Source organism: Cryobacterium sp. Y57, from assembly GCF_002929505.1.
Classification (GTDB): Bacteria; Actinomycetota; Actinomycetes; order Actinomycetales; family Microbacteriaceae; genus Cryobacterium.
In genome coordinates this window covers 35,894-60,841 of sequence record NZ_PJJL01000060.1, presented here as the reverse complement: position 1 = coordinate 60,841, position 24,948 = coordinate 35,894, and the positions used below count along the sequence as shown (strand labels likewise).

26 protein-coding genes and 1 riboswitch are annotated in these 24,948 nt (G+C 61.8%); of the genes, 9 read left to right on the top strand and 17 right to left on the bottom strand.

The annotated features are described in order from the left end of the window. Nucleotides 1–79: 79 nt before the first annotated feature. The 3 genes from CXY72_RS06020 to CXY72_RS06010 form a co-directional block, all read right to left on the bottom strand. Nucleotides 80–721, bottom strand: coding sequence for an NADPH-dependent F420 reductase (locus CXY72_RS06020; protein WP_104126784.1), 642 nt, complete (start codon nucleotides 719–721; stop codon nucleotides 80–82). A 113-nt stretch (nucleotides 722–834) separates the two neighbouring features. Further along, on the bottom strand, nucleotides 835–1,215 hold the full coding sequence (locus CXY72_RS06015) for a nuclear transport factor 2 family protein (protein ID WP_104126801.1): 381 nt from the start codon (nucleotides 1,213–1,215) through the stop codon (nucleotides 835–837). Between the two features lie 70 nt (nucleotides 1,216–1,285). Beyond that, the gene (locus tag CXY72_RS06010; RefSeq protein ID WP_104126783.1) at nucleotides 1,286–1,993 is read right to left on the bottom strand and encodes an SDR family NAD(P)-dependent oxidoreductase; all 708 of its coding nucleotides are present in this window, start codon (nucleotides 1,991–1,993) and stop codon (nucleotides 1,286–1,288) included. A 172-nt stretch (nucleotides 1,994–2,165) separates the two neighbouring features. Here CXY72_RS06010 and CXY72_RS06005 point away from each other — a divergent pair, with 172 nt between their 5' ends. The 3 genes from CXY72_RS06005 to CXY72_RS05995 all read left to right on the top strand — a co-directional run bounded on the left by CXY72_RS06005 (nucleotide 2,166) and on the right by CXY72_RS05995 (nucleotide 4,375). Then, nucleotides 2,166–2,489 (top strand): putative quinol monooxygenase, encoded by a 324-nt coding sequence (locus CXY72_RS06005; RefSeq protein ID WP_104126782.1) that lies wholly within the window; start codon nucleotides 2,166–2,168, stop codon nucleotides 2,487–2,489. Nucleotides 2,490–2,597: 108 nt separating this feature from the next. After that, complete coding sequence (locus CXY72_RS06000; RefSeq protein WP_104126781.1) at nucleotides 2,598–3,236, top strand: MBL fold metallo-hydrolase; 639 nt, start codon at nucleotides 2,598–2,600, stop codon at nucleotides 3,234–3,236. 62 nt (nucleotides 3,237–3,298) lie between these two features. Then, nucleotides 3,299–4,375 (top strand): hypothetical protein, encoded by a 1,077-nt coding sequence (locus CXY72_RS05995; protein ID WP_146071086.1) that lies wholly within the window; start codon nucleotides 3,299–3,301, stop codon nucleotides 4,373–4,375. 32 nt (nucleotides 4,376–4,407) lie between these two features. On the opposite strand, the gene CXY72_RS05990 is transcribed toward CXY72_RS05995, so the two are convergent. The 13 genes from CXY72_RS05990 to CXY72_RS05930 form a co-directional block, all read right to left on the bottom strand. Then, nucleotides 4,408–5,034: an HAD family hydrolase gene (locus CXY72_RS05990; protein ID WP_158252501.1), complete on the bottom strand. Its 627-nt coding sequence runs from the start codon at nucleotides 5,032–5,034 to the stop codon at nucleotides 4,408–4,410. Nucleotides 5,035–5,060: 26 nt separating this feature from the next. Beyond that, nucleotides 5,061–6,164, bottom strand: a complete 1,104-nt coding sequence (locus tag CXY72_RS05985) for an ABC transporter ATP-binding protein (protein WP_104126778.1) — start codon at nucleotides 6,162–6,164, stop codon at nucleotides 5,061–5,063. A 4-nt stretch (nucleotides 6,165–6,168) separates the two neighbouring features. After that, nucleotides 6,169–7,473 carry an extracellular solute-binding protein gene (locus CXY72_RS05980; protein ID WP_104126777.1) on the bottom strand — a complete coding sequence of 435 codons (1,305 nt, stop codon included), beginning with the start codon at nucleotides 7,471–7,473 and terminating at the stop codon, nucleotides 6,169–6,171. An 87-nt stretch (nucleotides 7,474–7,560) separates the two neighbouring features. Continuing rightward, nucleotides 7,561–8,382, bottom strand: a complete 822-nt coding sequence (locus CXY72_RS05975; RefSeq protein WP_233197676.1) for a carbohydrate ABC transporter permease — start codon at nucleotides 8,380–8,382, stop codon at nucleotides 7,561–7,563. Continuing rightward, a complete protein-coding gene (locus CXY72_RS05970; RefSeq protein ID WP_233197675.1) occupies nucleotides 8,379–9,308 on the bottom strand; it encodes a carbohydrate ABC transporter permease in 930 nt (309 codons plus the stop codon). The genes CXY72_RS05975 and CXY72_RS05970 overlap by 4 nt, the downstream gene beginning before the upstream one ends. Continuing rightward, a complete protein-coding gene (locus tag CXY72_RS05965; RefSeq protein ID WP_104126776.1) occupies nucleotides 9,305–11,446 on the bottom strand; it encodes a PQQ-binding-like beta-propeller repeat protein in 2,142 nt (713 codons plus the stop codon). Before CXY72_RS05965 ends, CXY72_RS05970 begins: the two co-directional genes overlap by 4 nt. Before the next feature lie 83 nt (nucleotides 11,447–11,529). Further along, the gene (locus tag CXY72_RS05960) at nucleotides 11,530–12,417 is read right to left on the bottom strand and encodes a MurR/RpiR family transcriptional regulator (RefSeq protein ID WP_199183967.1); all 888 of its coding nucleotides are present in this window, start codon (nucleotides 12,415–12,417) and stop codon (nucleotides 11,530–11,532) included. A gap of 351 nt (nucleotides 12,418–12,768) precedes the next feature. Beyond that, nucleotides 12,769–13,080 (bottom strand): hypothetical protein, encoded by a 312-nt coding sequence (locus CXY72_RS05955; RefSeq protein ID WP_104126775.1) that lies wholly within the window; start codon nucleotides 13,078–13,080, stop codon nucleotides 12,769–12,771. A gap of 104 nt (nucleotides 13,081–13,184) precedes the next feature. Beyond that, on the bottom strand, nucleotides 13,185–13,838 hold the full coding sequence (locus tag CXY72_RS05950; protein WP_158252500.1) for a DedA family protein: 654 nt from the start codon (nucleotides 13,836–13,838) through the stop codon (nucleotides 13,185–13,187). A gap of 72 nt (nucleotides 13,839–13,910) precedes the next feature. Further along, complete coding sequence (locus tag CXY72_RS05945) at nucleotides 13,911–14,714, bottom strand: hypothetical protein (protein ID WP_199183966.1); 804 nt, start codon at nucleotides 14,712–14,714, stop codon at nucleotides 13,911–13,913. Nucleotides 14,715–14,857: 143 nt separating this feature from the next. Then, on the bottom strand, nucleotides 14,858–15,865 hold the full coding sequence (locus CXY72_RS05940) for a sensor histidine kinase KdpD (RefSeq protein WP_104126772.1): 1,008 nt from the start codon (nucleotides 15,863–15,865) through the stop codon (nucleotides 14,858–14,860). After that, nucleotides 15,862–16,536: a response regulator transcription factor gene (locus CXY72_RS05935; protein ID WP_104126771.1), complete on the bottom strand. Its 675-nt coding sequence runs from the start codon at nucleotides 16,534–16,536 to the stop codon at nucleotides 15,862–15,864. The genes CXY72_RS05940 and CXY72_RS05935 overlap by 4 nt, the downstream gene beginning before the upstream one ends. After that, nucleotides 16,520–17,239 (bottom strand): phosphatase PAP2 family protein, encoded by a 720-nt coding sequence (locus CXY72_RS05930; RefSeq protein WP_104126770.1) that lies wholly within the window; start codon nucleotides 17,237–17,239, stop codon nucleotides 16,520–16,522. The genes CXY72_RS05935 and CXY72_RS05930 overlap by 17 nt, the downstream gene beginning before the upstream one ends. Before the next feature lie 264 nt (nucleotides 17,240–17,503). Here CXY72_RS05930 and CXY72_RS05925 point away from each other — a divergent pair, with 264 nt between their 5' ends. After that, the gene (locus CXY72_RS05925) at nucleotides 17,504–18,931 is read left to right on the top strand and encodes an amidase (RefSeq protein ID WP_104126769.1); all 1,428 of its coding nucleotides are present in this window, start codon (nucleotides 17,504–17,506) and stop codon (nucleotides 18,929–18,931) included. 16 nt (nucleotides 18,932–18,947) lie between these two features. Here CXY72_RS05925 and CXY72_RS05920 read toward each other — a convergent pair whose 3' ends face one another. Then, entirely contained in the window at nucleotides 18,948–19,907 is a 960-nt protein-coding gene (locus CXY72_RS05920) for an Lrp/AsnC family transcriptional regulator (protein WP_104126768.1), read from the bottom strand. Between the two features lie 105 nt (nucleotides 19,908–20,012). Between CXY72_RS05920 and CXY72_RS05915 the strand changes: the two genes are divergently transcribed. The 5 genes from CXY72_RS05915 to CXY72_RS05895 all read left to right on the top strand — a co-directional run bounded on the left by CXY72_RS05915 (nucleotide 20,013) and on the right by CXY72_RS05895 (nucleotide 24,672). Further along, complete coding sequence (locus tag CXY72_RS05915) at nucleotides 20,013–20,768, top strand: DUF5058 family protein (RefSeq protein WP_104126767.1); 756 nt, start codon at nucleotides 20,013–20,015, stop codon at nucleotides 20,766–20,768. Nucleotides 20,769–20,790: 22 nt separating this feature from the next. Continuing rightward, on the top strand, nucleotides 20,791–21,516 hold the full coding sequence (locus tag CXY72_RS05910; RefSeq protein ID WP_104126766.1) for a hypothetical protein: 726 nt from the start codon (nucleotides 20,791–20,793) through the stop codon (nucleotides 21,514–21,516). Continuing rightward, on the top strand, nucleotides 21,513–22,751 hold the full coding sequence (locus tag CXY72_RS05905; RefSeq protein ID WP_104126765.1) for an amidohydrolase: 1,239 nt from the start codon (nucleotides 21,513–21,515) through the stop codon (nucleotides 22,749–22,751). Before CXY72_RS05910 ends, CXY72_RS05905 begins: the two co-directional genes overlap by 4 nt. Beyond that, nucleotides 22,748–24,004 carry a Zn-dependent hydrolase gene (locus tag CXY72_RS05900; RefSeq protein WP_104126764.1) on the top strand — a complete coding sequence of 419 codons (1,257 nt, stop codon included), beginning with the start codon at nucleotides 22,748–22,750 and terminating at the stop codon, nucleotides 24,002–24,004. The genes CXY72_RS05905 and CXY72_RS05900 overlap by 4 nt, the downstream gene beginning before the upstream one ends. 89 nt (nucleotides 24,005–24,093) lie before the next feature. Continuing rightward, nucleotides 24,094–24,672: a carbonic anhydrase gene (locus CXY72_RS05895; RefSeq protein WP_104126763.1), complete on the top strand. Its 579-nt coding sequence runs from the start codon at nucleotides 24,094–24,096 to the stop codon at nucleotides 24,670–24,672. Nucleotides 24,673–24,812: 140 nt separating this feature from the next. Beyond that, nucleotides 24,813–24,922, top strand: a riboswitch (TPP riboswitch). Nucleotides 24,923–24,948 lie beyond the last annotated feature (26 nt).

Genomic DNA, 24,948 nt, shown 5'->3' with positions numbered 1-24,948 from the left:
ACGGGTCACGTTCGAAGTTCTTCGACACGCGCGCGCGAACCGCCGACGGTCACCTACTGTGGGTGACCGTCGGCAGACGTCATACTGTGCGCGGTGCCTTCGCCAAGTTGGCCTCGAGCTCGGCAACCGTCTGACGGATGCCATACGCCGGACGGTCGCGCTCGACACGCCAGCTCTCGACGAGAGGGCCGATGTTCACTGTGTCGAAGCCGAATTCGTCGTAGAGCTTGGTGACGAAGTCGGAGGCGTCGGTGAAGTCGGAGGACGTTGCCAGTGCGCGCCGGGCCGGGTCGCCGATCGGGTGCGAGTCGGCGGTGATGTCCGCGGCCGTAATGTGATTGAACCCTTTCGCCACGCGCGAAGTGGGTAAGTGCTTCTGGAGCATGCCGGTCACGGTCGTTTCGCCGTTATCGAGGGCTATGATGTGGCCGTCGCGTTCGAAGTAGTAGTTATTGGTGTCAATGACGATCTTGCCGGCGAGCTGCTGAACGGGCACATCGGCGTAAGCCTTGAGGGGTACCGTCACGACCGCGACGTCGGCGGCCTCAGCGGCCTGCGCTGCGGTTCCGGCGCTCGCTTTCGGGCCCAGCTCGGCAACGAGCTCGGCGAGGGTCTCCGGACCTCGGGAATTGCTGATCACGACGTCGTAACCATTTTCGATCGCCTTGCGGGCGACCTGGCTGCCAATGTTTCCTGCACCGATGATTCCAATAGTTGTCATAATGGCGACAACGAGGGCGGCGCCGAAAATGTTCCCGATGCTTCCAACGCCGCCAAATCCGTTACACGAGCGTCGCCATGCTTCTTGAGGGCACCCGCTCCGACGAGTTGCCGCTAGACGACCTGTGAAACGTGGTAGTGGCTGATGAGCCAGGAACCATCGACGTATTCCAGCACAGCCGTCAGGTGAACGGGAATGACGACGCCGTCGGGACGCGTGAAGTCGACGTCGATATAGGAGATCAGCGTCGAGTCGGAAAGTTGGCGGTGTTCCAGGATTCGAAACGCGAGGCTGAGGCCCACAGGCTGCCGATCGTAATAGGCGATCACACCGGGTCTGCCAATCGAATGCGTCGGCGCGACGCCCTGGAAAAGAGCATTTTCGGTGAAGTGGGACGCGACACGTTCCGGCTCATGCTCACGGATTCCGTTCGCCCACGCAGTCAAGACGTCCGTCACGACGCGAACCCGGTTGATGCTATCAAGCGCGATCATCGGTTTCTCCTGTTCGTTTTTTCCCGTCGAAGACGAGACGGCCAGCACAGCCTGCACGTCGAATGATGACTCAGCTTCCGGCGCTTTGACCGCCGTCGATGTGTAAAATCTCGCCCGTGACGAACGGGGCGTGTTCCAGGTAGAGGACGCCATGGGTGACATCATCGATCGTGCCGATCCGTCCGACCGGGTGCCAGCCTGCGAGAATTCCATGCGTTTCTTCCGGATGCATGGGGGTGTGGATGACTCCCAGAGAAACGGCGTTCACGCGGATACCGCGGCCGGCGTACTCGATCGCCAGAGACTTCGTGACGGAAGACAGTCCGCCCTTGGTCAACGAGGCAAGAGCCGACGGAGCGCTTGAGTTCGCGAATTCAACAAGCGTCGTCGTCACGTTCACCACGTGGCCCGCTCCCTGTTCGACCATCTGCGCGATGGTCCTCTGCGTAATGTGGAAGAAACCCCCGAGGTTCACCTGCAGAATGCTGTTGTAGTCCTCTTGGGTGTACTCGGTGAATGGCTTACCGATAAAAATTCCGGCGTTGTTCACGAGCGTGTCGATCCGGCCGAACTTCTCCATCGCGGTGCTGATGACCTTCTCGGCCACAGCGGGGTCCGAAATATCTCCGGGTACCGTGATCACGTCCGAGTATTCGGACGCCGTGATGGAGCGTGAATTAGCGACGACGGCGTAGCCGAGTCCGCGGAATGCGGACACCAGACCTGCTCCGATGCCTTGCGAGCCCCCGGTGATGATGGCTACTTTACGAGTTTGCACGGTCAGAATCCCTCAGCGGTAATCGGTCTAGAACATTCATTGCGATTTTAGTCGACAGGTGCTTCGGTGATCCGCTCGGACCCGACCGCCGCCTACACTGGAACGACTCACCATCGGGTTTTCAGGAAGCGCCGCCACTCAACGGGACGTGACCGAGGAAAGGGACCATTTCATGATTTTCATCGTTGCCAAATTCACCGTGAAACCAGAGTGGACTGATCGTTGGATGGACCTGACACGTGACTTCACCGAGACTACGCGCCAGGAACCGGGCAACCTGTGGTTCGACTGGTCGCGCAGTGTTGACGATCCTCACCAGTTCGTACTCGTCGAGGCATTCCACGACGACGCCGCAGGATCTCACGTCAACAGCACTCACTTTTCGGCGGCCATGAAGGCTATGCCGCAAGCGCTCGTCAAGACTCCCGAGATCATCAGCGAGCGTATCGACGCTGAAGGTTGGGGCCAAATGGGAGAAATGACGGTGCCCGAGTAGCTCAAAGTTGGGTTATCGCGGAGTTGGTCGACGTGAGTCCCCCACGATCTACCGCTAATCCCGCGACGCAGCCGTACGAGACCCGTAACCGGTTATAGGAACAGGACTATGCACGATCTCAACGCCCTCACGGTTCGCAGCATCTCAGTATCCGAGATGAGCAACAACGTTTACGTACTCACCTCGAAATCCAACGGCACGCAGGTCTTGATCGACGCTGCGGACGATGCACCCGCCATCGTCACCCTTCTCGACGATGCACAAGAAGACACGGGTGCCATCGCCAGGCTGGCCCTCATAATCACCACACACTCGCACTGGGACCACGTGCGGGCGCTGGGCGAGGTCAAGGAGCTGACGAACGCACCGGCTGCAGCCGGTCTCGACGATATCGCGGACATTGCTGTGCCCACAGAGATACCCTTGCACCACGGGGACGTCCAGTCCATCGATGGCATTGATCTCGAAGTGATTCACCTGCGCGGACACACCCCCGGGTCGATTGCCCTGCTGTACCGCGACCCGCATGGTCCCGCCCATCTGTTCACGGGCGATTCGCTCTTCCCTGGCGGACTGGGAAACACCAACAATGATGCCCAGCGTTTCTCGTCGTTGTACAACGACGTCGTCACCCGAATCTTCGATTACCTCCCGGACGACACACTGGTGCACCCGGGCCATGGAGCAGGCACAACGCTCGGAGCCGAGCGGAGCAAACTCTCCGAGTGGAAAGAACGCGGCTGGTGACAACGGCCGCCGCCTGACGCATCCCCGTAGTGCACGGTCGACCATCGGGATACTCTCAGGTCATGAAAAAATCGTGGACCTCGGATGACTCAGGGAAAATGACAGGGGCGTCGAGACCAAACGAGACAACCGTACCTCTGAGCCAGGCGCAACTCACGATCGTATTGGAATACCGCGATGTTCTGAAAAAGACATACCTCTTTCTCCGGTTCGGCATTGTCGGAACGGTTGTCGCGATACTCCTCGCCGTTTTCTTTTTCACCCCTGACGACTACCTCGTTCACGACGGGCAGACACTTCGCTCAATCAGTCACTATTACTACACGCCCGCACGCATCGTGTTCACCGGAGCACTGTGCGCAGCGTCGCTTGCGCTTCTGGCCATCGCGGGGAAAGGCGTGCAAAGCTACCTGCTCAACCTCGCGGCCCTTCTCGCCCCGCTGATCGCGATCATCCCGACACCTGTCTTGCCCAGTGAGGTTGGTCCAGCAGCACAGCTTGCGAACTGCCCCAGCACAACCGACTGCATTCCCGCCGATCAGCTTCCGTATGTCGCAACGGGATTTCAAATCTGGCTGATAATTTCTATTACCGTGATGATAGTTGCACTGGGATGGAACGTCTGGCACCACGTCAACAAGTCTCGCCGCGTACCGAACGCCTTTCGGGTGATCCTCGCACTCAGCTTCTTCGTCTGGATCTTGTACTTCGCGCTCTGGAATGTGCCGGGTCAGGATCTGTTTCGGCATTACGGACATGTCGCCGCGGCGGGTGCCTTTTTTATCCTCATCGCGACTGTGACCGTCATCGAAGCGTGGCGCCAGTGGGCAGACCGTGACAATCCGTCGCCGCCACCTCCACCAGCATTTTTTCACCGGAGAATGTACTCGTGCATCTACTTTGCCCTCGGCGTGATCATGTTCCTCGATATCTTCGTTGCGACGCTAATTCTGACAAAATCCATTCGGCCTGAAGATTGGCACATAGGCAACTCGGTATTCATCGTCGAAGTCGTCGCTCTCGCCGCTTTCGCGGTGTTTTGGCTCGTACAGACGGCCGAGCACTTCACAGACTCCGACGGATGGGAGTCCCTCTCTGACGCACGACGACGGGGTCGCGCGCTGAGGCAGGCACGGTAGCGGGATGGGCCCGCCCCGCACTTATGCCGAAGTTACTCGCGTCCGTAGTCGGTGTGCGCAACGAGAGCCATGATCTCGGCCAGCGACTCGACGATGTGTACGGCACCGGCTGTACGCAGCACCCGTTCAGAGGAGTAACCGCGCGAAACACCAATAGGTGTGTACCCTGCCGCGGAAGCAGCGACCATGTCATACTCCGTGTCGCCGATATAAAAGGCGCGCTTGCGACGTGCTCGATGCAGGACCAGTTGCGCCACCTTGTCGGCAACTTCTGCATCAACGACATCTAAGACCGCCAGCACAGACAACGATCTCTGGTCAAACTGCACTGCCGCAGCGGAAGCGGCAGATACAACGCCCAACCACGCCCCTGCCTCTGACAACGCCAGAAGAGCAGCATTCGTACCCGCGCGAAGACACGTCGAGGTCTGCGTCATGTGATGGTTCCACTCGGCTTCTGCGACAGCAAGGTCGAGTGGATGCACGCCGAGATCGTCGAACATATTCTTCATGGGCAGCCGAAATTTTCTGGAGAACTCATCTATGTCGAGAGTTCCCAGGTCTCGAGCCTCGAGCACTGAATTCAGCGACGCCCGGGCACGGTCGGCGTCCAGCACGACCGTGCCATTCCAGTCAAACATCACCATGGTGTCGGCCAACTCCAGTGTGTTCACGGTTGCGTCCATCACGCGAGTACCGATTGACGCAGGCTGACCCCGACCGACTCTGCCGTTCCAACGCGACGCCCGGTCTCTTGAGAGTAGGCGTGCACGAAGCGTGGAGCGCAGTGCACCGTAACCCGTGTGCCCGGGCTGGGAGTGTCTTCGACCTCGCAGCGAAAAGTAACGGCATGACCGGAGTCGCTAACCAACCGTACGATTCGATCTTTTCCTGTCGGTTCGACCAGACCGACAATTCCACTGATCGTCCACGCGCCGGAGTCAGCCGAGGGGGTCGTCAGTGTGAGGTGTTCTGCACGGACGCCGAGGGTGAGTGCGCCCGAAGCCCGGGCAGCAGAATGCCGGCCGAAAGCAGACTCGTCCGTCACCTCGTCGATTTTCAAAAGGTTCATCGGCGGCGATCCGATGAATGAGGCCACGAAGAGTGTCTGCGGTACCGCATAGAGCTCATCGGGTGTGCCGAGCTGTTCGATCTGTCCGAGGTTGATGACCGCGATCCGATCGGCCATCGCCATGGCATCGAGCTGATCATGAGTGACGTTGATGCCGGTGGCGCCGACGGAACGCAAAATGCTCGCAATTTCCAAACGAAGAACGGCATGGAGCTGCGCGTCCAGGCCGGAAAGTGGCTCGTCGAGCAGCACAATTCCGCTATGTCTCGCTAGCGCTCTGGCGAGAGCGATGCGCTGGCGCTGACCACCGGACATTTCTTTTGGTTTCCTGTCCAGCAGATGTTTGACCTGCATCCTGTCGGCCACATCGTTAGCCCGAGCATGAGCAACCTGCTTGGTAAGGCCCAGGCCATGGCGCAGGCCGAGCGTGATGTTCTCCAGAGATGAGAGGTGCGGATAGAGAGCGAAATGCTGGAACACGATAGCGGCATCTCGTCTATGCGGAGGAATTCCATTCTGAGCAACGCCATTGAACTCGACTGTTCCCTCGTCAGGGTCGTCCAGCCCGGCGATGATGTGCAGTAGCGTCGATTTGCCCGACCCGGACAGCCCGAGGATGGCGAAGTTCTCGCCATCCTCAATGGTCAGGTCGATCCCGTCGAGGGCTTTCACCTCGGCAAAGGATTTGTGAATTCCAAGAATCTTGACCGCGGTCATGTTGTTACTCGCTCACAATCTGGTTGATGTTCGTGACAGTCTCGTTCACTGTTTCCGTGGCGTCGGCACCCGACTGGAGCTTCTGAGTCATCAGTCGTACCGTGTCAAAAACCTCCATGGTGTCCTTTCCGGCGAACCCACCCCACGGCGTAAGGGGCTTATCGTAGCTCCACGCGTAGGTCAACTGCTTCGTCGCGGCGTCGCTGGCAAGGAGCGCGTCTCCCGCTTCGGTGTCGACGGGAATATAGCTGTACGACGTGCCGCTGGCGGCAGCGACGGCCTCCGGGGAGAGCAGTTCGGCGATCAAGGCATTCGAATACGCTGCCCGGCAGGCATCTTCGCTGAGGACGATCCAGCCGTTGCCGCCGGCGGGCAGGGCGCCTTCTTCCTCACCGACGCTGGGGAGATCGACCGGCATCCAGTCGAATGCGTCGCCGATGCCCTCCTGAATCGTGGCAATAGTTGAGGTCGTATAGACTAGGAACGCCGCATTGCCTCCGATAAACTGGGCAATGGCATCCTGATTGTTCACTACGCCAAGTTCAAGATTCTTGTTCTTGAGTGTGGGCCAAATGGAGAGTGCTTCGATGGCCTTCTCGGAGCCAAAGCCGGCGGTACCATCGGCGTTGACGTACGTTTCTCCCGAACCCTGGACCAAGGCTTGGCTAAACCATTCTGGAAGGCCGTCGGTTGGAATGCTCACCGACGGTTGCCCAGTATCGGCGGATACTTTTTCGGCGGCGGCGACGAGATCGTCGAGAGTTTCAATGTCTTTCGCTTCGCCCGCATCGGCAGAGTCCAGCGCGTCCTGATTGACCAGCAAGACCGTAGCGGAGATCTGGTTTGTCGCCAAATAGACCGTTCCATCGACCGTGCCAGCGCCAAGAAATTGGGTCTTGTAGGTCGGTCGCAACACCGACGCGTCGATTGGTGACGGAGAGTAGGTGTCAACCCAGAATTGCAGCTGGCCCAGTCCCGTCATGATGAGATCGGGGCGATTACCGACCGCGATGTCAGCCACAATAGTTTGGGTGAGCTCGTTGTAGTTAGACGTCGACGGCGGCGTAGCGTTGATGGTGAGGTCAGGATAAGTCTTCTGCAGATTCGCGACGGCAATAGCCATGGCCTCATTTGCCATCTGCCCGTAGGTGACAGTGATGGTGTTCTCTGCGGGGTTACAGTCGGCGATATTGGCTGCCGCAGCGACGGAAACTGCGGAAATCGAGGCCCCGGATGCCGCACATCCCGACAACAGGATAGAGCCAGCGGCAAGAGTACCGAGTGAGAGAGAAAGTCGTTTGGACGACATAACAAGAACTCCTATATGTATGAACTGCAGTTCGGAACTTCGGGAAAATCGGGGGAAGAATGATGCAGACCCTGATCTAGCGCGTGGTTATCCTGGAATCTCCGCTCCGCTCATGCCTTGAACGAACCGCCTCTGAGCGATGAGAAAGAGAACGATCACAGGTGCGGTCACGATTGCGGCACCTGCTGCAAGGGCGGAGTAGTCGAACCCAGCGTCAGCTTGCTGAAAGAGTGCAAGGGCGAGGGGTGGGGTGGCAAGGTCGGGGCTGCGGGCGATGAGGAGCGGCCACATGTAGTCGTTCCAGTGGGTGAAGACGGAGAAGACGCTGAAGGCGGCGATACCGGGTGCGGCCATGGGAACGACCACGTTTCGGAGAGTTCGGAAGTGCCCTAGCCCGTCGGTGCGTGCCGCGTCCATGAGGGAATCGGGAATGGCCATCATCTGCTGTCGGAGGAGAAAGATCCCGAACGCGCTGGTCATGTAGGGCAAAACGAGGCCGGGGAGAGAGTCGGCCAGGCCGACGCTGTTGATTCCGATGAAGATGGGAATCAGGCTGACCTGTCCCGGGACGAGTAAACAGCCGATAACGATCGCCAGGGCGACGCCTTTCCCGCGCATGCGAACTTTGGCGAGCACATAAGCGGCGGGAATGCAGGTGATGAGCTGGAGCGCCAGGATTGACAGTGTCATGACAGAACCGATCAGAATCGCTTGGCCAAGACTGGCTTCTGTCCAGGCTCGGGAGAAATTTGACCAATCAAAGCTCGTAGGGATGAGCGAGATGCCGTCAAAGAAGACCTCGTCGGCGGGAGAGACGGCCGTTCGCAGCATCCAGTAAAAGGGAAAGAGCGACACCAGAACGGCCAGGGAAATCACCAGCCATCGTGCGGCTCGAAACACGTAAATCATTTGTGACCTCCTGCGAGTACGCGACGTTGGATGAGTCCGATGCCGACGAGCACGACAAGTAGCAGGAAGGACAGCGCAGACGCTGCCCCGAGATCGAAGTAGCCAAAACCGAGTTTCCAGGTCATGGTGAGAATCGTTTCGCTGGACCCTTGCGGACCACCCTGCGTCATGACATTGATGGTGTCGAAAACCTGTATCGAGCCAAGTACCGCGACGACTGTGGCGAAGACTACGGTCGGTTTCATTATGGGCAGCGTGATGCGAGTGAGTTTTGTCCAGCCACGGATACCTTCGGCCCTGGTGGCCTCGTGGATCGTGCCAGGGACGGTGGCCAGCCCAGCGAAGAAGATCATCATGCTAAACGATGCGCTCCGCCACACGCCAACCATGGCCAAGGTCAGCAGCGATGTGCTCGTGTCGCCGAGCCAGTTGACCGCCCCCAATCCGGCGAACCCCAACACTTGGTTGATGAACCCGCCCTGGAAGGCAAAGAGCCAACGAAACACGACAGCCATGGCCACGAGGTTGGCCGTCATCGGCAGAAACAATGCGGTTCGCACGAAGGCGCGCCCTCGCACCACAGAATTTGCTAGCAGCGCCAGGCACAGACCAATCCCCAGGCTGGGCACGATCGTGATCACGGAATACACGAGGGTGTTTCCGATCGCCTGCAGCACGGCAGCATCGGTAAGGACATGTTCGTAGTTGGCCAGGCCCACCCAGGTCCACGCGCCGCCGGTCAGCGGCACCGAGAAGAAACTCGCCGCGAGCGACAATACGGCAGGAACGATCACAAAGGTACCGATACCGATTCCGGCTGGCAGAAGAAATAGTGCGGGAACAAGATTCGCCTGTGCACGCCGCAACGGCTGTGCAGGAAGGCGAGCAGCGGCGACAATTTTCTCGTCGCGCATGAGAGTCGTCATGACGCAATGTCCTTTGACAAAGCAAGCACGTTGCCATCGACGCCAACAGCAATGAGCCGGTCACCCGCGTCCACGAGACCTGCGGCGATCGGCGACGCGAGTTGGGTCTGCCCGATGACCCTGCCTTCAAGGTCGATCCGCCGAACGATACCGTCAAGTCCGGGCAGTACCAAGTGCTGCCCGACGAGGATTGGTGCTGCGATAACGGGGTGCGGGATTTTTGTATAGGACGCCATCGGGAAGGGGGCGGAACCTGTGATCGGCAGGTCCCATAACGTGTCGCCGGTTTCGCGCTCGAGTAGCCGCAGCCCCTGCCCCGTGACCGTAATGATGTATCCCGCATCCGTGATGACCGGCGTAGCCGGACTGAAACCGCCCGGGTGCGGCTGCGTCCACATCGTTGCGCCTGTTGCCCGATTCACGCGCGCGGTGCTGCCAAACGCCGGCATGAGTACCGTGTCAGTGTGTGGATCGTAGCTGGCCGTGCCCATGATGAGCATCCGCTTGAGCGCTAGGAAGGGATCCGTGCCATCCCAGCCGGCCCGGTTCCACACCGACTCGCCCGTTCGAGCGTTCAAACCGATGGGGTGCTCGGGCGTGGGCCAGAATCCCATGACCAACAGATCATCGATCAGCAGCGGGGCTGAGTGGTTCACGAGGTTGTGATGTGGCGAAAGGTCGGTGCGACGCCAGATCACTTCTCCGGTGCGGATGTCCACGGCTCGCAAGTCGGACTGGTCGCCGAGGTAGACCACTCCGTTGGCAACCGTTGGACTGCCCCAGGCAAACCGGCGCAGCGGATCGCTCGATGTCAAGGTCCAGATAACCTTTCCGGTGCTGCGATCAAACCCGGTCAGGTCGCCGCTCACTTCAGCAGCCACGACGACGTTCTCACTGGCGGCAGGCGTCGTCTTGACCGCCGAGGCCGTGTGTGCTCGCCAGACCAGCGCCCCGGTCGCCAGATCGAAAGCTTCCACTGTCCCGGCCGCACGATCCTCGATCTGACCGCCAGCAAGAACGAGGTCACCGTCAACACAGGCACGCTGCCGATGGCCGGCGCCGCCGAGTTCGGCCCGCCAGAGCACGGCTGAATTGTCAGACGGCGTGCTCGTTGGCGCAAAAGTAGACGTAGAAACATCGCCGAGGGCGTCGGGGACGGGGACGGTCAGCAGCGTCTGCGTCTTCAACGTGATATTTTCGCCGTCCCAGGTGACAAGGCGGTAAGCCGGCGGACTGTAGTCGAGGCTTGCGAAGAACGTGGTGGGGCTGTTTACGTGCAGCGTCCCGTCAACCTCGACAACTCTCGACGTGTGCCAGTGGCCCGAAAATGTTGCCTTGGGCAACCACGGCAGCTGCTCGATGATAGAGAAATTCGGCTGGTCATGGAACAGTAAAATCCACGGACTGCCCTCCGGCCGCAGCTGAAGGTCTGCCCGCACCCAGTCGTTCTGTACCTCGGGGTCGATGCCGAGCTCATGGGTGTGCCAATCGAGTGTGACCACATGCAGCCCCGCGACATCGAAGCTGTACCAACGTGGCCCGAAGTAGCGTTCGTACAGCTCGGGAGTTCCATCATTGGTGAGATAGTTGTTGCGGCTGATGATGGCGCCGTGGCGCCCGTTCATATGGTCGTGGTTTCCGGGAATGAGGTGCACGGGCACCGGGCTCGACGTCAGGACGTCGACGTACGCTTCGTATTCCTCGGTAACGCCGTGGTCGACGAGGTCACCCGTAACGAAGATACTCTGCGCATTCGGGGCAAACTCCGGTAGCCGGGTGAAGAAATCGCGGATTTGGCCGGGAAGGCTTCCTTCGCGGTAGAGGCCTGAGCGAATGGCATCCACTTCCGTCGCGTCCTGCGGGACCGTCATATGCGTGTCCGTGAGGTGCACAAACTCGTAAGGAAGAGACTGGGGCATCGACTGGAGTTCGAACCGAATCGGGGTTTCGTCGTTTGCCGGAACCGGGTACCACCACGGTGTCGCGGTATGGCCCGTTGGCCGGGTGATGACGACGAAGGAACCTTCATGGGGCAGGGCGAACAGGCCGGAGGCGTCGGTCTGGGTAACGTGATGCCCGTTGGTAACGGCAATGCCCTCGGCCGGTAGGCCCGAGCTGTAGACAACAATTCCGTGCACGGTAGATCCTTTACATAGTGTGATGTGGGCTGTTCGGGCTTCGGGTCGAGTTGGCAGGTAAGACTCTCCGCGACTGGACGGAGCTATATACGGTGCTCGATCAGCACATCCTCGGTCATGGCCAAGTGTGCTGAGCTGGTGCTGCTGCGCAGTGCCAGGGTGACAAAGAGAGCGTCCAGCACGGCGAAGTGCACGATTCGACTCGACATCGACTCAACGCGGTAAGCAGTTTCGGCGCTCCCCGCAACAAGGCTGAGGTCTGCCACCTCAGTCAACGGAGAATGCGAGAAGCTGGTCAGGGCGACGGTAGTCGCGCCTGAAAGTTTCGCTGCACGGGTGGTGGCGAGTGTTTCAAAGGTCGAGCCTGTGTGGCTGATAGCAAAGAAAACGTCACCGGTCCGAAGCATCCGGGCGCTGACATGCTGAGTGTGCACGTCGAGGGCAAATGTAGCGTCGATGCCGATCTGGGTGAGGCGATAGGCGGTGTCCAGTGCCAGCGGCGCAGACGTACCAACCGCCCCGAAGAGAACACGGCGGGCGCCAACTATCTGCTCGGCGATCGCTTCGAGCACACTCAGATCGAGAGTCTGCGCGGCCTGACCAACAGCTCTGGCAGTTGTGTCCATGACCTTGAGTGTGATTTCGGCGACCCCATCGCCCGGCTGGATTTCGCCGAGAACGCGACGTTCGCTCGGTATTGACTCGCTGGCGAGCGTGATTTTGAGTTCCTGAAAGCCGCGCAGCCCCAGAGTCGCGCAGAATCGTATGACCGTCGCGGGGCTGGTGTCGGCGCTCGCGGCCAGCTCGCTCACCGATAAGTGGATGACGCCAAAAGGGTCCCGCAGGACCGCATCAGCCACGCGCCGCTCGGCGGGGCTGAAATCGATCAGTCTGGCGCGGATACGTTCTGGTGTGTGGATGGACCCCGGGTTGAACGATGTTGCCAGCGCGGGAATTATTGTTTCGGTCACAACTGCGACGTTAGGGAAGCGGTATGAACGCGCCCCGGCCTCACGGTGAACTTTGAACGTTAATTTCTAATACTGCAGACGAATGAAAATTGATTTCGATGAGCGATGACCGGCATGCTGTTCACGGTCAATGCTCTTCGGAGGGCCATCCGTTCCCTAGGGCGTCAGTCCCTGCCGCTCTTTTAGACTTCGAACGGCAACCACGTGCCGAGGGTGCCGTGCAGGATGAGTGTCCGCACGGTCAATCGCCCGCACGTCAGTGATCTTTGCCGCGCCCAGCGTGTCACTCACAGGTTCAGCCGGTGACGCGGACAGACGCATCCGCAGCAGGGACGGGTGGGCTCTGAAACGTCATCGATGGGCCGCGAGGGCCGCTTCGATTTGTTGCTGGGTTGGAGATCCGGCCAGGCCGTTCGGTGTGAGGTAGATCCGGCAGGCGAGGTCGGTGGTGCGGCCATCCGTTGGAAAGAGATCGACACCGTCAACGAGGATCGTCGGGGATCCAGCGAACAGGACCTGTGCGGCCGTCTCGGCAGAATCGACCAGGGTGGATGTGATCAGTGTGTTCGAGGGCATCGCGTTGTCGACGGCGCGCTGCAGCCGAACGAGTGTCAGCTCCGAGTTCGGGCAGCCGGCAATGTGGAGCAGCTCAATTGTCGCCATGGTTTTTTCTTTCTCTGCACAGGGCCATCGAAATCCGTATCGCCGTGTCGCCCAATTCTCTCACCGCGCGCTCGAACCGCGCAGTGCCCCGCGCACCTTGGCGGTCACACGCGAGAATTCTGACGACGTGTGACGATGGCCCTGAGGAGAACGGGCACCACAGAGAGCACGACGATTCCGATCAGCACGAGATCGATGTAGCGTGCGGCAAAATCGGCGACGCCCGGAATATGAGCCAGCCCAAACCCGAGGAGCACGACCCCGGTCGTCCACAGCGCAGCGCCGAGGATATTGAACATCGTGAACACCCGCCTGGGCATCTTGCCCACGCCGGCGGCGACGGGAGCAAAAGTACGAACGACCGGCACGAAGCGGGCGATCGCGACGGCCGCCGGCCCGAACCTGTCAAAGAATTCCTGCGTTCGCGTTACACTTTTGCGGCTGAACAGGCCGGAATCACGGCGGTCGAAGATGCGCCGGCCCGTCGTGCGGCCGATGGTGTAACCGAGCTGGTCGCCCATCGCGGCCGAGAGTGCACTGGCCGGGATGACGACCCAGAGCGGCTGGCTGATCACCCCGCTGAAGGTGAGCACGCCGGTGAAGAACAGCAGGGTGTCGCCGGGCAGGAAGAACCCGACGAGCAAGCCGGTCTCCACGAACACGATCGCGCAGACCACGACGAGACCCCAGACGCCGGCGCTGGCGATCACCGACTGCGGATCCAGCAATCCGGAGGTGCGCAGTACGGTGACAGTCATAGTATTCATGCTGCAAGGACTTTCTTTGAATCATCTGAGGACAGGCCGAGCATCCGCTGTCGCACGCGGTGATTAGACCGTGGCTGTCAGACCTGCATCCGTGGTGCGTGCGCGGCGGGTGAGCACGATCACCAAGACAAGGATCACGGCCAGAAAGAGCACGCTGGTTCCCGTGGTCCCCAGCCCCAGCCCTCCGTCGGCGATGGGCTGGGAGAGAAGGTCGCCGGTGGATGCGCCCAGCGGACGGGTCAGGATATAGGCGATCCAGAAGGCGAGCACAGCGTTGAGGTGGAAGACGAAGTACGCCACGGCAACCACGGCGATGGCCGCGGCGAAGACGATCAGCGCCACGAGGAAGCCCAGATTGAGTCCCTCGGCGACGAGGTCGCCTGCCGCGGTGCCGAATGCGAACGTGAACAGTACGGCCAACCAGTAGAACGTCTCTCGCCGGGTCGTGAAGATGGAGTGGATGGAGAGAGTCTTCTCTGAAATGGCCCAGACAATGAAGGTTACGGCCAGCGCGATGGCGAAGACGACCGTCGTCACCCACAGGGGCACTCCGACGCTGTCGGTGAGGTTATCGGTGATCAGAGTACCGACGACGCTGATGAGCACCACGGCCAGCCAATAGACGGCCGGAGTGTATGTGTGTAATTTGAACTGAACGGCCAGCGCGGCAAGCAACAGAACTGCCATGATCACCGAAGTGATCGAAAGGCCCAACCCGAGGTCCACGTTGAGGAAGTCCGCAGCGGTCTCCCCCACAGTGGTCGCGAGCACCTTGATCACCCAAAAGATGAGCGTCACCGCGGGCACCTTGGTCAGGAGATGCCGCACGGGCGAAACGGTCGAGGAGAGCGTTGAGGTCGTGGACAAGTGTTCCTCCTTGGATGGGGTCGGTACCATCAGCGAACACGGCGGCGTCTAAGACTTCTCACAGAAATCAACAATCGTCGCCGGAGATCGACAAATTCTTAGTCTGTCGCTCGGTAGACGACTGGTGTCGGCCACAACGCGGATCAGGCCGACTTCGCCCGCGGAACGGTCAGGCAGATTGCTGTGCCCGCGGCAGTGCTATCGACGACGTGAACTGATCCGCCGTAGCGCACAACGATTTCGCGCACGAGGGACAGTCCAATTCCAAACCCGGTGCGGGACTCATCGCCGCCAGCATCCGGCGGGGCGGAGTGGGCAAACCGATCGAAAATTCGGGCGGGGTCGATGCCCTGGATACCAGGACCTTGATCGCGCACGGTGACCGCCACTGTCTTCTTGGTCACGGCCACGGCCACCGTGATGGCCGAGTCACGAGGAGCGAACCGCACAGCGTTATCCAGCAGGGCCACCACGCACCGGGTGATGCTGGATGCTGGCACTCGCACAGGCGCGGGCTGCGGCGCATCCAGTTCGATGATGACGTGTTTGTCGACGGCAATGAGCGCCATCGACTGCGCGGCGGCAGCCACGGCTGCGACCAGGTCAACGACGACCGCGTCCTGCACCGCAGCACCGCCGATTTCGGCCGATTCGAGCAGGTCGTTCACGATGTGAATGAGGTCTTTCGCATCACTGCGCAGCGCCGCGACGACCGAGGAAGACGGGTCGTCGGCGGGCAGGGTGCGTTGCAGAATCTGCAGGCGGGCATCGAGCACCGCGAGCGGGGTGCGGAGTTCGTGACTCGCGTCGGCGACGAACGACCGCTGGATACGCAGCACCTCCCCCAGGGGTTGCACAGCACGATGAGTGACCTGCCAACTCAACACGCCGGCCAGAACGATCAAGGCCACACCCAACACTGCAGCCGCGCGCAACAGCTTGACGGCGCTGACCTGCAGGTTGTCGGTATCGGGCACCGGTTCGAACAGCTCACCGGGTGATATTTCGGACAGGATGTAGACGAACACGGCAACGATGACCACCACGACGACGACAGCGCACGCGATGGCGATTCGGGTACCGACGAGCCGGGAGGCGCGACGGATGGCGAGGGTATCGCTGTCTGTGACGAAACGTTTACCGCGAGTCATGGTTGTCCCAGGCGGTAGCCCTCGCCGCGCACGGTGAGGACAATTTCAGGGTCTGTCTTGCGCCGGAGGTAATGCACGTACGTGTCCACCATTCCGGCGGTATCCGCAGCGCTGAAGGCGGTCTGCAGGATTTGCTGTCGGGAGAACGTGCGTTGCGGAGCATCCGCTAAAAGTTTGAGCAGCTCGTTCTCTTTGACCGTCAACAGAATGCGCCCATCGTATGGGGAATAGATCGTGCGACTGTCCGGGTAATACTCCCACCCACCGACCAGAAGCGTGCGGCCTTCGCCGGTGAATACCCGACGGATGGCTCGCAACCGGGCGAAAAGCTCATCGAATTCGAACGGCTTGACCAGGTAGTCGTTGGCGCCGATGTCGAGCCCGGCCACTTTGTCGCCCGTGGTTCCCAGCGCAGTCAGAATCAGGATGGGGGTGGTAATCAGCTTGCGGCGGAGGGCTTCAACGATTTTCAGCCCGTCGAGCCCTGGAAGACGCCGGTCGATGACCATTACCTCGTACTCCCCGGCGAGGCCGGCGGTCAGGCCGTGCGCACCGTCGGCGACGAGGGTGACGTCGTAGATTTCCGTGAGCACTTTCTTGATCATCGGGCCGAGTTGGGGATCGTCTTCGATCAGGAGCAGTCGGGTGCGCGGCTCACTCTCTGCGGCCATCCGTGACTCCTAGGTAAACAGATCCGGGGTGGAGGTCGGATCGACGTTTGGCCCAGTGTGACAGTGATAGCTGCCAGACCGCGTTCACCGGCGCCACGGCAGCGACCGAGTACACGATCGATGCGGCCACATCAGACGGATAGTGCACTCCCAGATACACCCGGGATGCTGCCGTGGCGAGCACCGCGACCACAGCCGCGCCCGTCACCAACGGATGCCGCCGGTGACCGGCCGTGACGATGACGACGCCAACCAGGAAGCAGGCGGCCAAGCTGGTATGACCGCCAAGAAAACTGAGTCCGCCCGGTTCGAGCAGCAAGATGTGCGGGAGCGACGGGATGTCGGGCCGTGCCCGGTGCACGAGCAACTTGATCACCTCGGTGCCCACGGAAGGAAGCAGCACCACCAGCAGGAGGCGGATGGCCACGCCGGGTCGCCGGGTCGCGACCAGCACCGACAAAGCTGTCAGCAGCACAAGGACCACTCCCACGGCCGGGTTGAACAGCCAGTCAATGCCAAGAGCCACCACGTCCAGTGGCGCGGTGTGAACGGCATTCACTTGCCGGAGCACATCCATCTCCTCTGCTGTCCACCCCGCCGAAGCACTCAGCACCAGCCCGCTGATGATGACGGCGAGGATGACTGCGGCTGCGGGAATAGCGGTCCGGGCGAACCGGCGGTGTGGTTTGAGATCTGTGCTCATCCTCTAGAGTCACCCTGGGCGTCACAGGACCTTCTAAGAATCGTTCCTGCCGCGCTTTCTCCGTCTCACCACCTCGAAGAGATAGAGCAGTTGGTGTTCCACATTTGACTCGGGCCGGCCTGTGATGACGAAATCAGTCAAAATCGTGGCCACCTCCGTCTAATCGGCTGTATTCACGGACTTCCGCTCACTATTACGGCTGCCGACCACGAGACTTCTACGCACCCGGGATATCCGGTCTACCGCCGAGGCAGGGGATAAACCGTGAGCGACCAGATTATCGAGCTGTCAGCATCTGCGCTTGCTCTGGCCATTCGCCGACGCGAGATCTCGGCCAACGAAGCCCTTGACGTGCACCTCGCCCAGATCGACCGGGTCAACCCTCGCATCAACGCCATCGTCACCCAGGACCGTGAGGCGGCCCGTCACCTCGCGGTCGCCGCCGACGCCCGCACCCTGAGCGGCGATGATCTGCCTCCCCTGCACGGCGTTCCGATGACGCATAAGGACACTCATTCCACCGCCGGCCTGCGCACGACCTTCGGGTCCCCGCTGTTCGCCGACCACGTGCCCGACCACGACGATCTGATTATCGACCGGCTCAAGGCCGCCGGAGTCGTTACCACTGGTAAATCCAACGTGCCGGAGTTCGCAGCCGGGTCGCACACCTTCAACGAGGTTTTCGGAACGACCACCAACCCGTACGACCCCTCGGTCAGCGCGGGCGGCAGCAGCGGAGGAGCCGCCGCCGCTCTGGCCGCACGCATCCAGTCCATTAGCGACGGCAGTGACATGGGCGGATCTCTGCGCATTCCCGCCTCCTTCTGCAATGTGGTGGGATTTCGGCCGTCGCTCGGCGTGATCCCCGTGCAGCCGAGCCTCAACGCTTGGAGCTGGCTTTCTCGCAGCGGTCCGCTGGCCCGGGAGGTGACCGACATTGCCCTGGCTATGTCGGTGCTCGCCGGGCCAGACGCCGACTCGCCGTACCCCAACCCGGTGCCGGCACGCCGGTTTCTGGAGCCCCTGCAGCGCGATCTCACCGGGCTCGTCATCGGCTGGTCCGACGATTTCGGTCTGGGCATTCCGGTGCAGAAAGAGGTTCTGCGCGTGCTGCACCAGCAACTGCAGGTGTTCGAAGACCTCGGCGCGACGGTGGAACAGGCGGCCCCTGACCTGCGTGACGCCGACGAGGTGTTCAGCACAGTGCGCGCGTTCGATTTTGCCTTGTCCTACGGCGATCTCGTGGCCCGGCATGGCGACAAAATCAAACCCGAGGTGCGCTGGAATGTCGAGCGCGGCCTAGCTCTGAACGGAGCCGACGTCGTCTCGGCCGCGCTGGCCCGCACCCGGTTGGCGCAGAAGACCCGCATCTTCTTCGCCCGCTACGACGTCTTCGCGAGCCCGGCTGCCCAGCTGCTTCCCTTCGATGCCGCCCTGCGGTATCCGACCGAGATCGACGGTAGGCCGTTTGACAACTACCTCGAGTGGATGCGCTCCGCCTGCGTCGTTTCTGCGACCGGGCTTCCCGCGCTGTGCGTGCCAGCGGGCTTCAGCGAGTCCGGTCTGCCGGTCGGATTGCAGCTGGTCATGGACCACGGGCAGGACGTCGAGCTGCTGCGGGTGGGCTACTGCTTCGAACAGGCCACGAGGTATGCGTGGCAGGCTCCCGATCTGCGGAACACAGGGAGCTGAGATGCGTCGGAGGCGTTCAGGTTCGCGCGGGCTGCAGTACTCGCCCACCACGTTTGAAAGCCTCGAGCAGCAGACTGACATCAATCGATTTGGTGTGAGCAACCCACGGCGCGGACGTCACGCAGGCATAGAGGGCGGCTTGGTCCTTCGCCGTGACATTCGCTACGATCTGGTAGTCGCCGGCGACCGCGGCTGCGTACCTCACCAGCGGCGAGGCCGCGAGGTCTCGGCCGACCGCCTCGACGTTCTTCGGGTCGCTGCGGATCCACAAAAACGCTTCGACGGGAAGGCCGACACTCGCCGGTTCAACGACCGCTCGAATGTAAACATGGTTGTTCTGCAGCAGCCATTCCGTGCGGCGGCGGGCCGTGGCGTTGGACACGCCAGTCAGGCGGGCCAACCGTTCGCAGGACACCCGCCCGTCTTGGCACAGCGCGTCCACGATCTCGTTGTCGACCCGGCTCAGCCGCCGCGGCTCCTGCAGACTCCACGTGTCGGTCGTTACACCGGCCCGCAGTGCATCCGCTTCGACCTCTGTCAGCAAGTCAGGCTGCCAGCCACGGATGGTGCGGAAGTAGTGCATCACGGGGTAGCTGACTGCGCGCACCAGGCCGACCGTACCGGGGATCTCGTCCGTGAGCAGCGCCGGCATCAGCGCGGCCTCGGTCAGCACTTCGGCCACACAATCTACGCCGCCGGTCATCGTGTAGGAGAAGGTCGAATCCCGACGCTGCGCCAGTGCGTTCGCGGTCGCGCGAGTGGTGCCCGGCGCGGTCTGCACGCGGATGATCACCGAGGTGGATTGTGGGCGGAGTCCGGCAACCTGCACCAGCCGGGCTTCGATCAGTTCACAGCCTCGGCGGGCGACAGTGCGCTCCGGTTCGCCGAGCACGTCGGCGATTTGGCTCCAAGATCTGCGCCCATCGAACTGCAGCGCGGCCGCGATCCGCCGCTCCAGGGGATCCAGTAGCCGCACAATCCACCTTTGCTCGTACGCCGTTCCTTGAAAAAACAAGGATTTCCTTAGCGCCGAACCTATCATCACGCACCGCCCCACTCGCATTCCAGCACTGGAGCATTTATGATTCCGTCCCTGCCCGGTGACCCTGGCTCAACCGACATCCTCACCATCGCCAACCTGCCAATTCTGTGGATCTTAGCTGTCGGCGTGTTTGCCGCCATCATTCTGCAAACGGTCCTATACGTACGTGCGGCCCGGATCGCCGCGCCGGCAGCCGGCATCAGCTCGGCCGAGCTGAAAACCTCTTTCCGCGCCGGCGCCGTGGCCGCAATTGGCCCCTCCCTCGCGGTAGTGCTCGTCAGCGTGGCCCTGCTCAGCCTGTTCGGAACCCCGGCTGTGCTGGTGCGCGTCGGTCTGGTCGGGTCGGCTGCCACCGAGACTGCTTCGGCCAGTATCGCCGCCGCCACTATGGGAGCAGCCCTTGGCGACGCGAGCTACACCCAGAGCGTGTTCGCCGTCGCATTTATGGCGATGAGCCTCTCCGGCGCCATGTGGATGATCGCCACCCTGGTGCTGACCCCGCTGCTCAGACGCGGCGACTCTCGGCTGCGCAGCGTGAACCCCGCCCTGATGGCCATCATTCCCGCTGCGGCGCTCCTCGGAGCGTTCGCGAGCCTCGGTATCGGAGAGCTCGGCAAAACTCCCGTGCACATCCTGACCGTTCTCACCTCGGCCGCGGTGATGGGGATGTGCCTGTTTATAGCGCACCGATTCAACGTGGCGTGGCTGCGCGAATGGGGTCTTGGCTTTTCCATCGTGATCGGCCTCTTCGTCGCATACACCCTGCACACCACCGGCCTCACGCCGGGCGCCTGACCCAACCTCAAGAAAGGCCAGCATGTCCTCCACAACAGTGATCTCCACGCCGTCCGCCGTTTTGGCGACCTTCGACCGCACGACGAGCCGTTGGGGTCGGCTCACCATGATCGCCGCACTGGTCATGTCGCTCGCCGCGCCGCTCTACCTGGTGCTGTTCGCCGATCTTGGCATCACGCAGACACAGGTCTGGATCGCCTTTCTGGCCGTTGCCGCGGTGTTCTCGGTGCTGTGGGTGGTCGAACCGATCACTTACTACCCGATCCTCGGTCCGGCAGCGATGTACCAGGCGTTCATGATCGGTAACATCGCTAACAAGCTGCTTCCCTCTGCACTGGTCGCCCAGGCCGCCATCGGCGCTAAGGCTGGCACCAAGCGCGGCGAATTCTCAGCCCTGATGGCCATCTGCGGCGCCGCGATGGTGCACGTGTTCTTCATGCTGGTGTTCGTCGGCCTGCTCGGCTCCTGGCTCGTCACCATCGTGCCAGCCGACGTCACCGACGTCGCGCGCCTGTACATCTTCCCCAGCATCATCGGCGGGGTCATCGTGCAGCTGGTGGTGTCCTTGAAACAACCGCGCGTCACGCTTATCGCCATCGGCACAGCCGGGTTCGTCTTCTTCGTGCTCGTGCCCGCCATCCCCGCCATCGCAAACCTCGCCACCGGAATTACCGTCGTCACCACCGCCGTTCTGGCCTGGTTCCTGCGCCGCAAGCCCCGCTCCGACTCCACGAAAGAGATCTCATGACCGTGACCCTCCTCCCGACTGATGACACCACGACCCGCACGATGCAGGAGCTGTACCGGCATCTGCACGCGCATCCGGAACTGTCCATGCAGGAGACCGAGACCTGTGCGTTCCTCACCCGGCGCCTTGACGACCTCGGGCTCGAGACCTTCCGCTGCGGCGGGACCGGCGTCGTCGGTATCCTGCGCAACGGCGCCGGTCCCACGGTCGCCTACCGCGCCGACACCGACGGTTTGCCGATCCAGGAAAAGACCGGACTCGACTATGCGAGCACCGCCCACGGCACCCTGGCTGACGGCACTGACGTGCCTATGATGCACGGATGTGGCCACGACACTCACATGACAGTCGCACTGACACTGGCCGAGCACCTCGTCACCCACCCGTCCTCTTGGGCGGGTACCGTGGTGTTCATCTTCCAACCCGGGGAAGAGACCGGGGCGGGAGCGGTAGCCATGCTCGCCGATGGACTGTGGGACCGCGCCCCTCGTCCCGAGATCGTCTACGGCCAGCACGTATGGCCCGGCCTTGCCGGCACCGTCGACATCAGCAGCGGCGTAGCGATGGCCATGGCCGATTCCTGGAAGGTGACCGTGCACGGCCACCAGGCCCACGGCTCCCAACCCGACCAGTCGATCGACCCGATCGTGCTCGGCGCTCACATGGTCGTGCGACTGCAGACCGTCGTGTCGCGAGAGGTGCACCCGATGAAGGCCGCCGTCGTCACGGTCGGCACCTTCCACGGTGGACTCAAGGAAAACATCATCCCCGCCACTGCCGAGTTCACCGTCAACGTGCGCACCTTTGACGTCGAGGTGCGCACCCGGGTGCTAGACGCGCTGCGCCGCATCATCGCGGCCGAAGCACAGGCATCTGGTGCCCCCGAACCCGTGATCGAGGTGCTCTCCACATTTCCCCGCTGCTACAACGACCCGGCGGCGACCCAACGGCTGATCACTGAGCTCGGCGGCGCCCTCGGAACGAACTGCGTCATCGAGGTGCCGCCGGTGATGGGCAGTGAGGACTTCGGACTGCTCGCCGAGGCTATCGGCGTGCCCTCGGTGTATTGGATGTTCGGTGGCTATTCCCAGCAGACTATCGACGCAACCGAATCCGTCGCCGGCAACCACTCCCCGCAGTTCGCCCCCGACTCCGAGCCGGCCTTGGCGGCGGGGCTCACCGCCGCCCTCACCGCCGTCCTGTCGCGGGTCGGCACGCCGGGCGGAGTCGCATGAACACCGCAACAGCCCGACTCTCGGTGAACGGATCCCGACTGGTCGCTGACCTCGAAGCCCTCGGCCGTATCGGCCGCGGACCGGGCAATGGCCTAAATCGCACGTCCTTCTCGGCTGCGGATGGCGAGGCCCGCGCATGGTTGCTCGGGCGCTGCGCCGAGGCCGGTCTCAGTGTGAAAGTGGACGGAATCGGCAACATCGTCATGTCGCCCGACTATGACGACCACACCGCCGGCCGGCCCGCCGTGTGGTCCGGGTCGCACATCGACACCGTGCCCGACGGGGGCGCATTCGACGGGGCGCTCGGCGTGCTTGCCGCGCTAGAATGCCTGCGCCGCATCCAAGAGGAACGCCCAGCTCTGGACCGACCGGTGCAGGCGGTCATGTTCACCGACGAGGAGGGTAACTATGCCCACCTGTTCGGGTCGAGCGCACTCGCGCGAGGATTTTCCCGCACCGAGCTGGAGTCGCTCACAGGTCGGGACGGCGACCGGTTCGCCGACACATTCGCAGCCGCCGGCGGCAACCTCGATGCGGCCACGGCGACCAAGTTAGAACCCGCCACGCTGCACGCCACGGTGGAGTTGCATATCGAGCAGGGACCGACGCTCGAGCAGCTCGGGCACGACATCGGCGTGGTCACCGTCATTGTGGCGCTCGGCGGCGGTGTGGTGTCGTTCCGGGGCCGGGCCGACCATGCCGGGACCACCCCGATGGACCAGCGCCGCAACGCCCTCACTGCCGCCGGCGCGCTGCTCGTGGCGTTGCCCGAAGTGGCTTCAAGCGTTAGCGAGCGCGCCGTCGTCACCTCGGGAATCGTGACGGTCGAGCCGGGGAGCGCCAACGTGATCCCCGGGCTGGCCCGGGTCACGGTGGATTTCCGGGAAGCTGAGGCGGATCTGGTGGACACGTTGCAGACAACCATCGTGGATGTGGCCCGGGAGATCGCCCTGCGCTACGCAGTCGCAGTGGAGTTCGATTTTGAGGTCACGATCCCACCGGTCCAGCTCGACGCCAACATCCAGGCAACCATCGCCACCGCGGCCGCCGCGCGTGGGTTGTTGTACAGCTCGCTGCCGTCCGGGGCCGGCCATGACTCGCAGAACATGGCTCAGCTGGCGCCGACGGGCATGATCTTCGTGCCGAGCATCGATGGACGCAGCCACTGCCCGGAGGAGAACACCACCTGGATCGACGTGGAGAACGGTGCGAACGTGCTGCTCGATACCCTGCTGTGCCTCGCCCGCGATTGACGATCCCGGCTCTCTCGTAGATTCGCTGAGTACGATCGACAAAAGTCGCTCAACCAGGGTCGTCTTTTTCGACTCTGGAGGATGCATCCGTGACCGTGCTCGAGGAAATCAAAGCAGCTAATGACGCCTACGCCCGATCATTCGGTGAGAAGTCCACACTCGCATTGCCGCCAGCGCGCGGCTTCGCCATCCTCACCTGCATGGATGCCCGCCTCGATCCTGCCAAGTACGCGGGTTTGACCGAGGGCGACGCGCACGTGATCCGCAACGCCGGTGGGCGCGCCTCTGACGATGCCATACGCTCCCTCGTCATTTCCTACAAGCTGCTGGGGACCAAAGAGTGGTTCGTCATTCACCACACCAACTGTGGAATGGAATTCTTCACCGACGACGTCATCCGGGGTCTCCTGGCCAACAGTTTGGAAACAGCAGCCTTGGGAGCGGGAGGGTTCTACGACGTCGGCACCGGACCGGGCTCCGCCGAGGGGAAGTACATTGACTGGCTGACCATCTCAGATCAGGCGTCCAGCGTGCTGGAGGACGTCGAACGGATCAAAGCGCATCCGCTCGTACCGGGAAATATCCCGATCTATGGCTATATCTACGACGTCGCATCCGGGCGCCTGATCGAGGTACCGGCGGCCACGGCAGCAGGATCGGCAGAGTAGCTGACATCACTGCGCCTGATCGACGTTCTGGTGGTGCCCTCGTCGGAGTCGTGGTGGTGATGTTCGAAGACGTGTTATGCACGCATTGAGTGTGAACCGACACTCTGTTCGTTCAGGCTTGACCGTTTCTTGGTTACACTTATCTTGAACACGGGAGTCCGGTGAGCCGGGCTGAGAGGAAGATTATCAATCTTCGACCGTCGAACCTGATCTGGATCATGCCAGCGCAGGGAGGCAATTTTCTCCCATCCCGTGCCCTGATATTTCTGCAATCAA

Bases quoted from the DNA above. Each gene is read 5' to 3' on its own strand.
- CXY72_RS05930 (WP_104126770.1), bottom strand. From the start codon at position 17,239: ATGAGCACAGATCTCAAACCACACCGCCGGTTCGCCCGGACCGCTATT.
- CXY72_RS05935 (WP_104126771.1), bottom strand. From the start codon at position 16,536: ATGGCCGCAGAGAGTGAGCCGCGCACCCGACTGCTCCTGATCGAAGAC.
- CXY72_RS06000 (WP_104126781.1), top strand. From the start codon at position 2,598: ATGCACGATCTCAACGCCCTCACGGTTCGCAGCATCTCAGTATCCGAG.
- CXY72_RS05915 (WP_104126767.1), top strand. From the start codon at position 20,013: ATGATTCCGTCCCTGCCCGGTGACCCTGGCTCAACCGACATCCTCACC.
- CXY72_RS05980 (WP_104126777.1), bottom strand. From the start codon at position 7,473: ATGTCGTCCAAACGACTTTCTCTCTCACTCGGTACTCTTGCCGCTGGC.
- CXY72_RS05985 (WP_104126778.1), bottom strand. From the start codon at position 6,164: ATGACCGCGGTCAAGATTCTTGGAATTCACAAATCCTTTGCCGAGGTG.
- CXY72_RS05940 (WP_104126772.1), bottom strand. From the start codon at position 15,865: ATGACTCGCGGTAAACGTTTCGTCACAGACAGCGATACCCTCGCCATC.
- CXY72_RS05900 (WP_104126764.1), top strand. From the start codon at position 22,748: ATGAACACCGCAACAGCCCGACTCTCGGTGAACGGATCCCGACTGGTC.
- CXY72_RS05955 (WP_104126775.1), bottom strand. From the start codon at position 13,080: ATGGCGACAATTGAGCTGCTCCACATTGCCGGCTGCCCGAACTCGGAG.
- CXY72_RS05975 (WP_233197676.1), bottom strand. From the start codon at position 8,382: ATGATTTACGTGTTTCGAGCCGCACGATGGCTGGTGATTTCCCTGGCC.
- CXY72_RS05970 (WP_233197675.1), bottom strand. From the start codon at position 9,308: ATGACGACTCTCATGCGCGACGAGAAAATTGTCGCCGCTGCTCGCCTT.
- CXY72_RS06015 (WP_104126801.1), bottom strand. From the start codon at position 1,215: ATGATCGCGCTTGATAGCATCAACCGGGTTCGCGTCGTGACGGACGTC.
- CXY72_RS06020 (WP_104126784.1), bottom strand. From the start codon at position 721: ATGACAACTATTGGAATCATCGGTGCAGGAAACATTGGCAGCCAGGTC.
- CXY72_RS05995 (WP_146071086.1), top strand. From the start codon at position 3,299: ATGAAAAAATCGTGGACCTCGGATGACTCAGGGAAAATGACAGGGGCG.
- CXY72_RS05905 (WP_104126765.1), top strand. From the start codon at position 21,513: ATGACCGTGACCCTCCTCCCGACTGATGACACCACGACCCGCACGATG.
- CXY72_RS06005 (WP_104126782.1), top strand. From the start codon at position 2,166: ATGATTTTCATCGTTGCCAAATTCACCGTGAAACCAGAGTGGACTGAT.
- CXY72_RS05910 (WP_104126766.1), top strand. From the start codon at position 20,791: ATGTCCTCCACAACAGTGATCTCCACGCCGTCCGCCGTTTTGGCGACC.
- CXY72_RS05950 (WP_158252500.1), bottom strand. From the start codon at position 13,838: ATGACTGTCACCGTACTGCGCACCTCCGGATTGCTGGATCCGCAGTCG.